9 protein-coding genes and 1 rRNA gene are annotated in these 12,427 nt (G+C 68.2%); 5 read left to right on the top strand and 5 right to left on the bottom strand.

The window, feature by feature from the left end; all coding sequences use genetic code 11:
* Positions 1 to 92 (top strand): 5S ribosomal RNA (gene rrf / locus ACFYO1_RS17535); the annotation flags it as partial.
* Positions 93 to 251: 159 nt separating this feature from the next.
* Complete coding sequence (locus ACFYO1_RS17530) at positions 252 to 1,385, top strand: hypothetical protein (RefSeq protein ID WP_387231621.1); 1,134 nt, start codon at positions 252 to 254, stop codon at positions 1,383 to 1,385.
* Positions 1,386 to 1,388: 3 nt separating this feature from the next.
* Here the strand turns inward: ACFYO1_RS17530 and dnaE are convergent, their stop codons facing one another.
* Positions 1,389 to 4,928: a DNA polymerase III subunit alpha gene (dnaE, locus tag ACFYO1_RS17525; protein WP_387231619.1), complete on the bottom strand. Its 3,540-nt coding sequence runs from the start codon at positions 4,926 to 4,928 to the stop codon at positions 1,389 to 1,391.
* Between the two features lie 153 nt (positions 4,929 to 5,081).
* On the opposite strand from dnaE, the gene ACFYO1_RS17520 reads away from it, so the two are divergent.
* On the top strand, positions 5,082 to 6,086 hold the full coding sequence (locus ACFYO1_RS17520; protein ID WP_387231617.1) for a LysR family transcriptional regulator: 1,005 nt from the start codon (positions 5,082 to 5,084) through the stop codon (positions 6,084 to 6,086).
* A 2-nt stretch (positions 6,087 to 6,088) separates the two neighbouring features.
* On the opposite strand, the gene ACFYO1_RS17515 is transcribed toward ACFYO1_RS17520, so the two are convergent.
* Both ACFYO1_RS17515 and ACFYO1_RS17510 read right to left on the bottom strand, forming a co-directional pair.
* Positions 6,089 to 7,375, bottom strand: coding sequence for a DUF2786 domain-containing protein (locus ACFYO1_RS17515; protein WP_387231615.1), 1,287 nt, complete (start codon positions 7,373 to 7,375; stop codon positions 6,089 to 6,091).
* Positions 7,376 to 7,444: 69 nt separating this feature from the next.
* Positions 7,445 to 8,323, bottom strand: a complete 879-nt coding sequence (locus ACFYO1_RS17510; protein WP_387231613.1) for a helix-turn-helix domain-containing protein — start codon at positions 8,321 to 8,323, stop codon at positions 7,445 to 7,447.
* Positions 8,324 to 8,448: 125 nt separating this feature from the next.
* Here ACFYO1_RS17510 and ACFYO1_RS17505 point away from each other — a divergent pair, with 125 nt between their 5' ends.
* Together ACFYO1_RS17505 and ACFYO1_RS17500 are read left to right on the top strand one after the other, a co-directional pair.
* On the top strand, positions 8,449 to 9,243 hold the full coding sequence (locus tag ACFYO1_RS17505) for an SDR family oxidoreductase (RefSeq protein WP_387231612.1): 795 nt from the start codon (positions 8,449 to 8,451) through the stop codon (positions 9,241 to 9,243).
* On the top strand, positions 9,240 to 10,307 hold the full coding sequence (locus ACFYO1_RS17500; protein ID WP_387231610.1) for a diacylglycerol kinase: 1,068 nt from the start codon (positions 9,240 to 9,242) through the stop codon (positions 10,305 to 10,307). The genes ACFYO1_RS17505 and ACFYO1_RS17500 overlap by 4 nt, the downstream gene beginning before the upstream one ends.
* A gap of 2 nt (positions 10,308 to 10,309) precedes the next feature.
* On the opposite strand, the gene ACFYO1_RS17495 is transcribed toward ACFYO1_RS17500, so the two are convergent.
* On the bottom strand, positions 10,310 to 11,542 hold the full coding sequence (locus tag ACFYO1_RS17495; RefSeq protein ID WP_387231608.1) for an alpha-hydroxy-acid oxidizing protein: 1,233 nt from the start codon (positions 11,540 to 11,542) through the stop codon (positions 10,310 to 10,312).
* A complete protein-coding gene (locus ACFYO1_RS17490) occupies positions 11,539 to 12,315 on the bottom strand; it encodes an SDR family NAD(P)-dependent oxidoreductase (RefSeq protein WP_387231606.1) in 777 nt (258 codons plus the stop codon). The genes ACFYO1_RS17495 and ACFYO1_RS17490 overlap by 4 nt, the downstream gene beginning before the upstream one ends.
* Between the last annotated feature and the right edge of the window lie 112 nt (positions 12,316 to 12,427).

Genomic DNA, 12,427 nt, shown 5'->3' with positions numbered 1-12,427 from the left:
CGCCCGGTCCCATTCCGAACCCGGAAGCTAAGCCTGCCAGCGCCGATGGTACTGCACTCGACAGGGTGTGGGAGAGTAGGACACCGCCGGAACATATTTCGCGAAAGCCCCTGACTTCGGTCAGGGGCTTTCGTCGTTTTCCGGTCCTCCGCTCACCGATTCGTTGAATGCTGTTCTCCGCGTAGTCGATACACGGTCGGTTCGCCACTCTAACGTCACGGCATCGACGTCGTACGACGATGGAGGTCCCGGTGTTCGCTCGGTTACTGCGTCTCGGATTGCTGACCCTGTTCGCGGCGGCGCTGACCGCACTGCCGCCCGCCGGCGCGGAAGTGCAACAGCTCCCGACCGAAATATCCGGCGGCGCTTGGAAATCCGGTCACGTGCAGGGCATGGCGATCGACACCCGCAACGGGTTCATGTACTTCTCCTTCACCGACCTGCTGGTGAAGACCGACCTGCACGGCACGGTGATCGGCACCCTCACCGGATTCACCGGCCACCTGGGCGACCTCGCCTTCGACGAGCGTGACGGCCGCGTCTACGGCTCGCTGGAATACAAAGCGGCGCAAGCGTTCTACATCGCCATCATCGACGTCGACCGGATCACCGAGCGGGATATGAACGCCGAATCCACCGGCATCGTCACCACGGTGTATCTGCGCGAGGTGGTGGCCGACTACACCGCGGACATGAACGGTGACGGCAAATTCGACGGCGACACCGCCGCGACCCCCGACCACCGGTATGGCTGCAGCGGCATCGACGGCGTAGCGTTCGGCCCAGCCTTCGGCAGCGTCGACGGCGACCAGAAACTCACCGTCGCCTATGGCATCTATTCCGAAACCAGCCGCACCGACAACGACTACCAGGTGATCCTCCAGTACGACACCAGCCGCTGGCGCGAGTACGAGCGCCCGCTCACCCAGCGTTCCCCGCACACCAGCGGACCGGCGACCCCGGACGGAAAGTACTTCGTCCGCACCGGAAACACCACCTTCGGTGTGCAGAACCTCGAGTTCGATCGGCACACCGGCAACTGGTTCCTCGCCGTCTACCCGGGCAAGAAGCCGCAGTTCCCGAACTATCCGTTCTTCATGGTCGAGGCGAAGCAGCAGCCGCAACGCCAGCAGCTGATCGGACAGCCCAGACCCGAACAGGCGCAAGTGCTTTCGCTCGCGCCCGGCGGTCAGCGAGACGACAGTTCCGGCACCCGTGGCTGGCAGTTCCACGCCCCCTATGGACTGATCTCCCTGGGCGACGGCCGCTACTACGTCGCCACATCCGGAACCACGAAATCGGATGACGGTACCAAGCAAACCGGCACCGCCCACCTGTATCGCTGGACCGGCCAGAGCCCCACGCCTTTCGAAAAGGTCGAATAGCGACTACAGCAGACATGCTTGCCCGAACAACGCCTTGAGCTCGCCCATCAAGGCCGGCGAGGTGGTGACGTGGAACCGCGGATCGATCGCGAGCAACTGCGGCCCGGCCTTACCGACCAGCCTGATCCGAACCGCTACCGGTCCCGCGTGGCGTTGCAGCGTTTCGCGCAGTGTGCGCACATTCTCGGCGGTGCACGCGGCAACCGGAATCGTCACCGTGACCGGGTTTCCCGCGGCGTGCCCACTCAGATCGGGAACCGTGACCTGATCGCCCAGCACCGAAAGCCGGCTCTCCCGGACACTGACATGGGCGGCAACCACCACGACGGCGTCCTCGGCGAGACTGGCTGCCGCCGCACTGTAGGCGGCGGGGAAGAACAGAACCTCGGTGCTCGCATCCAGATCCTCCAACCGCACGATGGCCCACGGCTCACCCTTCTTCGTCACCCGTCGATCGATCGCCGCCACTATGCCGCCGACCAGGATCTGCCGACCGTGTGGAACCCGCCCCTCGGCGATCGTCACGAGCGGGGTATCGCAACGCGCGGCGAGCAGCGGCGCGACCGCGTCGAGCGGATGACCGGAAACGTAGAGTCCCAGCATTTCCCGTTCGAGACCGAGCAACTGCCTACTGTCCCATTCCTGGTCCGGCACCGGGATCTCGAACACGGAACCGAGCGGCTCCGCGCCGGCATTATCGGCGGCGAACAGATCGAATTGCCCTCGCGCCACGGCCTTCTTGGTGTTCATCGCCGCGTCGACGGCAGCCTCGTGGATCAGGTGCAACCCTTTGCGTGGATGGCCGAGCGAGTCGAAGGCGCCCGCCTTGATCAGCGATTCGACCACCCGTTTGGCGCAGCCGATCGCGTCGACCCTCGCGAGGTAATCGGAGAAGCCGGTGAACAACCCGCCCCGCTCCCGAGCCTGAATGATGGCCGCCACCACGGGCTCACCCACATTGCGCACAGCACCGAGCCCGAACCGGATATCCGCTCCGACGCTGGAGAACGTGCCCACGGAGTGATTGACATCGGGCGACAGCACCCGGATTCCGCGCTTGCGGCAATCCGCCAGATAGATCGCCGACTTGTTCTTGTCGTCCCCGACCGAGGTGAGCAGGGCGGCCATGAACTCCGCCGGGTAGTTCGCCTTCAGATAGGCGGTCCAGTACATCACCAGGCTGTAGCCCGCGGCATGCGACTTGTTGTAGGCGTAGCCGGCGAACGGCAGCACCGCGTCCCACAGCGCGGTGATCGCCGCGTCGCTGTATCCGTTGTCGCGCATGCCTTTCCGGAAGTTCTCGAATTCCAGGGCGAGCACTTCCGGCTTCTTCTTGCCCATCGCGCGCCGCAGCAGATCGGCCTGGCCGAGCGAGTATCCGGCCACCCGCTGCGCCAGCTGCATGATCTGCTCCTGGTAGACGATCAGCGCATAGGTTTCGGCCAGAATGTCGCGCAACGGCTCTGCCAATTCGGGATGAATCGGCGTGACCGCTTCCCGTCCGTTCTTCCGGTCGGCATACGCCCAGTGCGCGCCGACCCCCATCGGACCCGGTCGATACAGCGCGTTCGACGCGATCAAGTCGTTGAACTCGGTGGGCGCCATGCGCAGTAGCAGCTCCCGCATGCCCGCCGAATCCATTTGGAACACCCCGAGATTGTCGCCGCGGGCCAGCATCGCGTAGGCCTGCCCGTCGTCGAGGGCGAGGGTGTCCAGGTCGATGTCGACACCGCGGTTGGCGCGGATGTTGTCCAGGCAGTCCCCGATCACCGTCAGCGTGCGCAGCCCGAGGAAGTCCATCTTGAGCAGCCCGATGTCCTCGCACGACGGGTAGTCCCAGCCGGTGATGATCGCGCCGTCCTGCGGTCGCTTCCACAGCGGGACGGTGTCGAGCAGCGGCTCGTTGGACAGGATGACCGCGCACGCGTGCACGCCGGCGCCGCGCACGATCCCTTCCAATCCCACTGCGGTGTCATAGATTCGGCGCACATCCGGGTCGCTGTCGATGAGCGCACGCACCTCGGCGGCCTCGCCGTATCGGTCGTGGCCGGGGTCGGTGATGCCCGCGACGGAGATGTCCTTGGCGGCCACCGGGGGCGGCAGCGCCTTGGTCATGCGATCGGCGATGCCGAATCCGGGCTGGCCGAAGTTCACCCGCGCGGCGTCCTTGATCGCCGCCTTCGTCTTGATCGTGCCGAAGGTGATCACCTGCGCGACCTTGTCCGCGCCCCACCGGTCGGTGGCGTAGCGGATCATCTCCGCGCGCCGGCGGTCGTCGAAGTCGATATCGATGTCCGGGGCCGAGGGGCGCTCCGGGTTGAGGAACCGTTCGAACAGCAGCCCGTGCTCGATCGGGTCGATATTGGTGATCGCCAGCGCGTACGCGACCAGCGAGCCCGCCGCCGAGCCGCGGCCCGGACCCACCCGGATCCCCACCTGCCGGGCATGCGCCACCAGATCGCCGACCACCAGGAAGTACGCCGGGAATCCCTTGTCCCGAATGATGTCGAGTTCGAATTCTGCTCGGCGGCAGTAGGTTTCGGGAACGCCGGCGGGGAGCCGCCAGCGCAGCCCGGCCTCGACCGCACGCCGCAGCCAGCTGTCTTCGGTATGACCATCCGGCACCGGGAACACCGGCATCCGGTCCCGGAACTCCCACACCTCGTCATAGGGTTCGACCCGTTCGGCCACGGCGAGGGTGGCATCGCACGCGCCGGGAACCTCCTCGTCCCACAGCGCCCGCATTTCCGCCGCCGACTTCAGGTAGTAGCCGTCGCCGTCGAACCGGAACCGGGTCGGATCCGACAGGGCCTTCCCGGTCTGCACGCACAGCATCGCCTCGTGCGCCGCCGCCTGCTCGCGCAGCACGTAGTGACAGTCGTTGGTCGCCACTGGCGTGAGGCCGACCTTCGTGCCGACCGCCAGCAGATCTTCGCGGACCCGGCGTTCGATGGTCAGTCCGTGATCCATCAGCTCGAGGAAGAAGTTCTCCGGGCCGAAGATGTCCCGCCAGCGGCCCGCCGCGGCGTAGGCCGCGTCGAAGTGACCCAGCCGCAGGCGGGTCTGCACCTCACCGGACGGGCAGCCCGTGGTGGCGATGATGCCCTCGGCATGCTCGGCGATCAGCTCGGCGTCCATCCGCGGCCATTTGCCCAGCTGTCCCTCGAACGACGCCAGCGACGACAACCGGAACAGATTGCGCAGGCCGGCCGCGTTTCTGGCGAACATCGACAGATGCAGGTACGCGCCGGAGCCCGACACGTCGTCGCCCTTCTGCGCCGGATCACCCCAGAACACCCGTTTGTTCGAGAACCGGGACTCGGGCGCGACGTACGCCTCGATCCCGATGATCGGCTTGACCCCCGACCGTTTCGACTGCCGGAAGAACTCGGCGGCCCCGTACATATTGCCGTGATCGGTCATCGCCACCGCGGGCATGTTCAAGCGTTCGGCCTCGGCGAACAGCGGACCCATCTTGGCCATGCCGTCGAGCATCGAGTACTCGGTGTGGTTGTGTAGATGCACGAAAGACGCGCCTGTCATCGGATCACCTGTGCCCTCGACGAGAGTGGCGTCAGCCGTCCGGTTGTCCGAACCCGCCGGGCGCCACGGCTTTTCGCATCATGTGACCAGGTGAAATAGGGCAAGTCGAACAATAGACATGCTGGGCGGTACAACTGATGGTTGTATATCGAGGTGACCGCAGACCTCGACCTGGCCGCCGTCCGGGCATTTGTCGCCGCGGCCGATCACCGTCAGTTCAGCCTGGCCGCCGATGTACTGGGGCTCAGCCAGCAGGCGGTCTCCAAACGGATCGTGAAGCTGGAAAACCAGTTGGGCGCAACCCTGTTCGAGCGGATCCACACCGGGATCACGCCCACCACCGCGGGCCTGCGGCTGCTGCCGCACGCCAGATCGTTGCTGGCCATGGCAGGCGAGGCGGTCGCGGCCGTGCGGGACAATCCGGGCCCGTTGCGGGTGGCCGTCCTCGGCGAGCGACAGGCGGCGACGCAGGCCTTGCAGTTCTACCTCGACCGCCATCCCGGCGCCGATACCGAGATCGTCCTGTCGAACGCGTTCACCACCTCGCGCGACGCCTTGCTGAGCGGTCGCGCCGACGCGGCGTTTGCCAGGGCGTACGGCGGGCCGCGTCAGTTGCCTGCCCAGATTGCCGCCGCCCCAGCGTATTTGGAGCCACTGCATCTACTGGTTGGCCGCAATCATCCGCTCGCCGGTCGCCCAGCGGTGCGGCTCGGGGACCTTCGCGCCTGCACCGTCTGGGTGCCCGGCGCCGCGGTGCCGTCGGAATGGTCCGACTACTACCGGGACCTGAGCGTATTCAGCGGCGTGCCGATCGACACGACGCGCCGGCCCGAAGTGCTCGGCAACCCCGACGCCACGCGTGGGCCCGCGCCGATCGAGCTCCTGATCGACCGGATCGCCGCGTCCGACACCTTGGTCACGTTCAGCGGCGACGGATTCAACAGCCCCTGGCACCCGCATATCCGGCGGGTGCCGATCGTGGATCCGACGCCCGCCTACCCGCACGCGTTCCTGTGGGACGTCACCAACACCCACCCGGACCTCCCCGCGCTGGTCAGCCACTTTCGCGAGAACTACAACAGCGATATCGCGGCCGACTGCTGGATACCCGACCTCGATCGCGCGGTGTTCCCCGCTGACCGGACGGTCGCCTCGTGACGCTACTGGCGGCCGCGGGCGCCGAGTTCGGCGTTGTCGGCGGCGGCGCGGCCGTCGTCCCAGCCGTTGGCATTGGGGATCGAGACGCCGCGGTTGCGTACCGTCGGGAACAACGTGTCGAAGGCCTTGTCCACCTTCAGTTGATGCGAGGCGAGGACCGGCAGCAGCCGTTCCGGGTCGGCCGATTGCGCGATCGTGGCCTCGGTCGCCGCGGCCAGCCGCTCACCGATTCGGGTGGCGTAGGCGATGAGGAACGACTTGCGGTAGGAACGGCTGCGCGCGTCGGCGCTGCGCTCGGTGTGGTTACCGCTGGCGATCATCGCCCTGGTGGCCTGGACCAATAGTGAGGTGGTCAGCAACTCGACGATCTCCAGGTCGCCGTCGTCGCCGACGATGGTCATGAACCCCCAGGCCGAGGAGAAGATCGCGCGGCAGCGATTGGCCGTGGCGACCACGTCGACGAGCAGCGCCTTGGCGTCGACATAGGGCGTGTCGAGCCAGATCCGCGCCGCGCCGGGAAGATCGGGCATTGAGGCGCCCGCGTCGATTAGCACGCGATCGACCGCGTATTTGGTCATCAACTCCTGCGCTTTCGCCGAAAGCGCTTCGGCCTCATCCGGAAACGTGGTCGACTCGGCCTTCGCGAGCAACCCGCGGACCCGGCTCAGGATCTTCTCGTCGACATGGTGATGCGCGGCGGCGGCCGGTGACGCGGTGCCCGGCAGTGGACGAATGAGTTCGAGCCGCGGCAGCCGGATCAGCAGGGCCAGCGCCTGCACCACGGTGGTGACCGCCTCGGCCGGGGTCAGCAGCTGTTTCGCCGCCCACTGCCCGAGGTGTGGTGCCGCGGACGACCACCAGACGACGGCCTCGAGCGCGTCGACCTGCGTGCGCCACGTCTCGTCGATTGATGCGCCGGCGAACGGCCGCAGGTATGCGGCCATCACGTCGGTGAGCAGCGCGACCGCGTACTCGTCCACGTGCCGCCGCGCCGCCTGGTGCACATCCTCGGGCAGCCAGCCGTTCTGGAAGACGCGGGTGATGATGTGCTGACTCGCGAGATCCGCGCCGTGCTCCAGCGGTGCGCTCAGCGGACCGTTCCCGGTGAGCGCCGTAGCGCAGCGTTCCGCGGCCACCGAAGCGCCCTGCGCGGTCTCCATCGCGGCGGCCATCAGCGCATTGGCGATCTGCTCCGGGTCAACCGGGGCCGCGGACTCCGGCCGCGTAGACCAGGAAGCACCGGTCTCCGGCCGCCGCCCCGTACGCTTGCGCCGATTCTGTTTACCCATGCTCACCCCGTCCACATTCCAGCAGCGCCAAACCTCTGGCAACGATAGGGCAGCCCGCCGACGTTCCGATCAGCGGTGTGCCGCTTGCGAAAGCGCGGTGGTCAGTTGGTGCGCGGCGTCGAGGATCGACGAAATGTATTCGTCCCGTTCGGGTTTGGCAGCGTGCGAGCGGAGCGGACCGAGCTGCACCTCGTACGCCGCGGTACCGGTCGCGTCGAAAGCGGGCGCCGCGAGGTAGCTCACCGGAAGGGCGTCGTCGGAATCCAATTCGGCCCTGGTGAACGGCCTGGACGTGAGCGCGGCGAGCTGCCGGAGGGCGCGGGTGCGCAGATGTGGTTGCAGCAGTTCGGATCCCACCGCGCCGAGTAGATCGGCGAGCAGGTCGACCATGCCCGCGTCGTCGGCGCGTGGCCGGAAGACGGCGACCCCGCGGTCGCGCACGAGGGCGAGCAGCGTGCCGGCCGTGCGCCGGTCGGCGCCCGCGGCGGTCGCCGTCCACGCGTTCTGTTCGCTCGCCGAACGCCACGGCATCACGCTCGCCCCGGCCGGGAACTGTAGCGGAATGCGATGTCCGACCGGGATTCCCGGCACCACCCGGTCGGTACCGTGCCGGACGTCGAGCACGGTGAGCTGGTCGGGCTCGATCCGGCTGAACGTCGCGCCGGAACCGGTCCGTGCGGCGAGCGTCGCGAGAATCGCGCCGACTCCGTGCGGGAGTGCGGCGCCGTGCAGTCCGGCGAGGGCGGGCCCGATCACGTAACCGCGTTGCGGGTCCCGGCCGACCCATCCGGCCGCGTCGAGCTCGGTGAGGATCGCGGTCGCCGTTGCCCGGGCGATGTCGAGTCGTTCGGCGATCCCGGCGACGCTGATCGGTTCCGTGGTCGTCGCGAGCAGCGAGACGATGTCCACGACGCGACGCGTCGGCGGGGAGACGGAGCGGTCCGGCATGACGGAACCCCTTGTTTCTGCTCGGGCGGGCGACCTACTATGTGTCGAATATTAGTGCATTTACTGTCGAATATTCGACAACCGCAGGTCTGCGCGGGATCGCGTACGGCATGGATGGAGCGCGAATGATTCTGGATCGGTTCCGCATAGACGGGCAGGTCGCCATCGTGACGGGCGCGGGCCGCGGCCTGGGCGCGGCGATCGCGGTGGCCTTCGCCGAGGCGGGCGCGGACGTGGTCATCGCGTCCCGCACCAAGAGCCAGTTGGACGAGGTGGCCGAACGGGTGGCCGCGGCAGGACGCCAGGCGCACGTGGTGCCCGCGGACCTCAGCGACATCGAGGCGACCGCGGCGCTGGCCGCGATCGCGGTGGAGCGGTTCGGCCGGCTCGACATCGTGGTCAACAATGTCGGCGGCGCCCTGCCGTGCCCGCTGCTCGACACCACCCCGCAGGCGCTGGTGGACGCGTTCAACTTCAACGTCACCAACGCGCACGCCCTGGTCCGCGCCGCGGTGCCGCGCATCCTCGAAACCGCGGGCGGCGGTTCCGTTCTCAACATCACCTCCACCATGGGCAGGTTGCCCGGCCGCGCGTTCGCGGCGTACGGCACCGCCAAGGCGGCGCTCGCGCACTACACCAAACTCGCGGCCCTGGACCTGAACCCGCGCATCCGGGTGAACGGCATCGCGCCGGGCTCGATCCTGACCTCCGCCTTGGAGATCGTTGCGGGCAACGACGCGATGCGCACCCAATTGGAAACCAAGACACCGCTGCACCGCATCGGCGATCCCGAAGACATCGCCGCGGCCGCCCTCTACCTGGTGTCCCCGGCCGGCAAGTACGTCACGGGCAAGATCCTCGAACCCGACGGCGGCCTGATCACCCCGAACCTCGACCTCCCGATTCCGGATCTGACATGACATATCGCGTAGTGCAGTGGGGCACCGGCAATGTCGGCAGGCACGCCTTGGCCGGCGTCATCGCCAACCCCGACCTGGAACTGTCCGGCGTCTGGGTCTCCGGCCCGAAGAAGGACGGCGAGGACGCCGGAAGCCTTGCCGGGCTGGATCATCCGGTCGGCGTGACCGCGACAACGGACACCGAGGCGATTCTCGCCGCGAAACCCGACTGCGTCGTCTACTGCTCGATGACCGACAACCGCCTGATGGACGCCGTCGGCGACCTGCGCCGGATCCTCAGTGCCGGAATCAATGTCGTCGCGTGCGCGCCGGTGTTCTTCCAGTACCCCTACGGTGTGCTGCCCGATGAACTGCTGAAGCCGATCCAAGAGGCGGCGGCGCAAGGCAATTCGTCGCTGTGGGTCAACGGCATCGACCCCGGCTTCGCCAATGACCTGATGCCGCTCGCCCTCGCGGGGACCTGCCTGCGGATCGACGAGCTCCGCTGCATCGAGATCGTCGATTACGCCAGCTACGACAACCGCGAAGTCATGTTCGACATCATGGGATTCGGCAAGCCCCTGGACGACATTCCGATGCTGCTCCAGCCCGGCGTGCTGTCCCTCGCCTGGGGCGGCACCGTCCGCCAGCTCGCGGCGGGCATCGGCGTCACCCTGGACGCGGTCACCGAGACCTACCAGCGTGTCCCGGCCACCCATGCCTTCGACATCGCCACCGGCCATATCGCCGAAGGCACCGCCGCCGCACTGCGTTTCGAGGTGCGCGGCATGGTCGGCGACACACCGGTCACGGTCCTCGAGCACGTCACCCGCCTGCACCCCGACCTGTGCCCGGACTGGCCGCAACCCGCTCACCACGAGGGCTCCTACCGGGTGGAGATCACCGGCGAACCGAGCTACGCGATGGATTTGGTGACGTCGAGCCACCACGGCGACCACAACCACGCCACCCTGCTCGCCACCGCCATGCGCATCGTCAACGCCATCCCCGCGGTGGTCGAGGCGCCCGCGGGCATCCTGACCGCCCTGGATCTGCCGCTGATCACCAAACCCGCACAGCGGTAACCCTATTCGCGCGCTCGATATCGTTCGAGCAGCCGCACGTGCGCCGGCTCGAGTTCCTCGGCCGAGCCGACGCCGAGCAGCTTCATGGTCCGGACGATCTGCGTGCGGAGGATCTCGATGGTGCGGTCGACCCCGGCCTCGCCACCGGCCATCAACCCGTACAGGTAGGCCCGCCCGATCAGCGTGAAGCGCGCGCCGAGCGCGAGGGCGGCGACGATGTCGGCGCCGTGCATGATGCCGGTGTCGAGGTGGATCTCCAGGTCGTCGCCCACCTCGCGCACCACGCCGGGCAGCAGGTGCAACGGGACGGGCGCGCGATCCAGTTGCCGCCCACCGTGATTGGACAGGACGATGCCGTCGACGCCGAGGCCGGCCAGGCGCTTGGCGTCGTCGACCGTCTGCACGCCCTTCACCAGCAGCTTGCCCGGCCAGGTCGCCCGGATCCAGGCCAGGTCGTCGAAGGTGACGGTCGGGTCGAACATCACGCCGATCAGCTCGGCCACCGTGCCCGACCAGCGGTCCAGCGAGGCGAACGACAGTGGCTCGGTGGTGAGGAAGTCCCACCACCACCATGGCTTGCGCACGGCGTCGAGCGCGCCGGTCAGCGTGATCGACGGCGGGATCGTCATCCCGTTGCGCACGTCGCGCATCCGGTTGCCCGCCACCGGCACGTCGACCGTGACGACGAGGGTGTCGAAGCCCGCCTGCCCGGCCCGTTCGACCAGCGCCGACGAGCGGTCACGGTCGGTCCACATGTAGAGCTGGAACCAATTGCGCGCGTTGGCGCCGGTCCCCGCGGCGACGTCCTCGATCGCGGCGGTCCCCATCGTGGACAGCGTGAACGGGATGCCCGCGCGTTCGGCCGCCCGCGCCCCGGCCAGCTCGCCGGCCGTGTGCAGCATGCGGGTGAACCCGGTGGGGGCGATGCCGAACGGCAGCGCGGAGGTCTGGCCCAGCACCTGGACCGAGGGGTCGGCCTCGGCGACATTACGCAGGATCGCCGGCTGGAACTCGAGGTCGGAGAACGCCTCGCGCGCCCGCGCGAGACTCAGTTCGGCATCGGCGGCGCCGTCGGCGTAGTCGAACGCGACCTTCGGCGTGCGCCTGCGCGCCAGCTCGCGCAGCTCCCAGATCGTCTGCGCGCGAGCGAGTTTGCGCGCGCGGCCGCCGAACGGCCGCTCGAACTTGACCAGCGGCGCGAGCTCGCGCGGCCGCGGCAGCCGGCGCGCGGTCATCGCGCGGCCCCGGCCACCTGCGCCGCCGCACGCAGCCGCAGGGAGTGCATGCCGCCGTCGACCTCCAGCATGGTCGCGGTGATGGACGAGGCCGCCGGACCGGCCAGATAGGTGACCGCCCCGGCGACCTCCTGCGCGGTGACCAGCCGCGCGTGCGGCTGCCGTGCCCGGAGCGCGGCCAGCTCGGCATCGGGATCCGCGCTCGACGCCAGCAGTCGCTGCACCCAGGGCGTATCGACGGTTCCGGGATTGACGCAGTTCACCCGGACCCCCTCCCGGAGATGGTCGGCCGCCATCGCGCGGGTGAGCGAGAGAATCGCACCCTTGCTCGCGCTGTAGACGGCGCGGTCCGGCAATCCGGTCGTGGCCGCTATCGAGCAGATGTTCACGATGGCCGCGGCCGGGGATTGCCGCAGATAGGGGAGCGCCGCGCGGGAAACGCGCACCGTGCCGAACACATTGACCTCGAACACCCGTCGCCATTCGTCGTCGGGGTTGTCCGCGACGGTCCCCTGCGCGCCGATGCCCGCGTTGTTGACCAGGATGTCGATCCGGCCGAAGGTGTCGACGACGCGCGCGATCGCGTCGCGCACCGAGTCGTCATCGGCGACATCGCAACGGAGCGCGACCGCCGCGCTCTCACCGGGGTTCAGGTCGAGCACCGCGACGCGTGCGCCGGCCGCGGCGAGCGCCTCGGTGATTGCCTTCCCGATGCCGGACGCACCCCCGGTAACCACAGCTACCAGTCCGTCGAGCGGATCCTGCGACGACATAGCGACCACCTTCTCACCTCGGTTCCGGTGCGCGAGGCACGGCACCGGACAGATCCGATGTTTAACTGCGGCGAACATAACATCTCTCCGCGCGGCTCGCGCCAGATTGCCA

This window comes from Nocardia sp. NPDC006044, assembly GCF_042871115.1.
GTDB lineage: Bacteria > Actinomycetota > Actinomycetes > Mycobacteriales > Mycobacteriaceae > Nocardia.
This window is presented reverse-complemented; position numbering and strand designations above follow the sequence as displayed.

Bases quoted from the DNA above. Each gene is read 5' to 3' on its own strand.
- dnaE (WP_387231619.1), bottom strand. From the start codon at position 4,928: ATGACAGGCGCGTCTTTCGTGCATCTACACAACCACACCGAGTACTCG.
- ACFYO1_RS17515 (WP_387231615.1), bottom strand. From the start codon at position 7,375: ATGGGTAAACAGAATCGGCGCAAGCGTACGGGGCGGCGGCCGGAGACC.
- ACFYO1_RS17510 (WP_387231613.1), bottom strand. From the start codon at position 8,323: ATGCCGGACCGCTCCGTCTCCCCGCCGACGCGTCGCGTCGTGGACATC.
- ACFYO1_RS17505 (WP_387231612.1), top strand. From the start codon at position 8,449: ATGATTCTGGATCGGTTCCGCATAGACGGGCAGGTCGCCATCGTGACG.
- ACFYO1_RS17500 (WP_387231610.1), top strand. From the start codon at position 9,240: ATGACATATCGCGTAGTGCAGTGGGGCACCGGCAATGTCGGCAGGCAC.
- ACFYO1_RS17495 (WP_387231608.1), bottom strand. From the start codon at position 11,542: ATGACCGCGCGCCGGCTGCCGCGGCCGCGCGAGCTCGCGCCGCTGGTC.
- ACFYO1_RS17490 (WP_387231606.1), bottom strand. From the start codon at position 12,315: ATGTCGTCGCAGGATCCGCTCGACGGACTGGTAGCTGTGGTTACCGGG.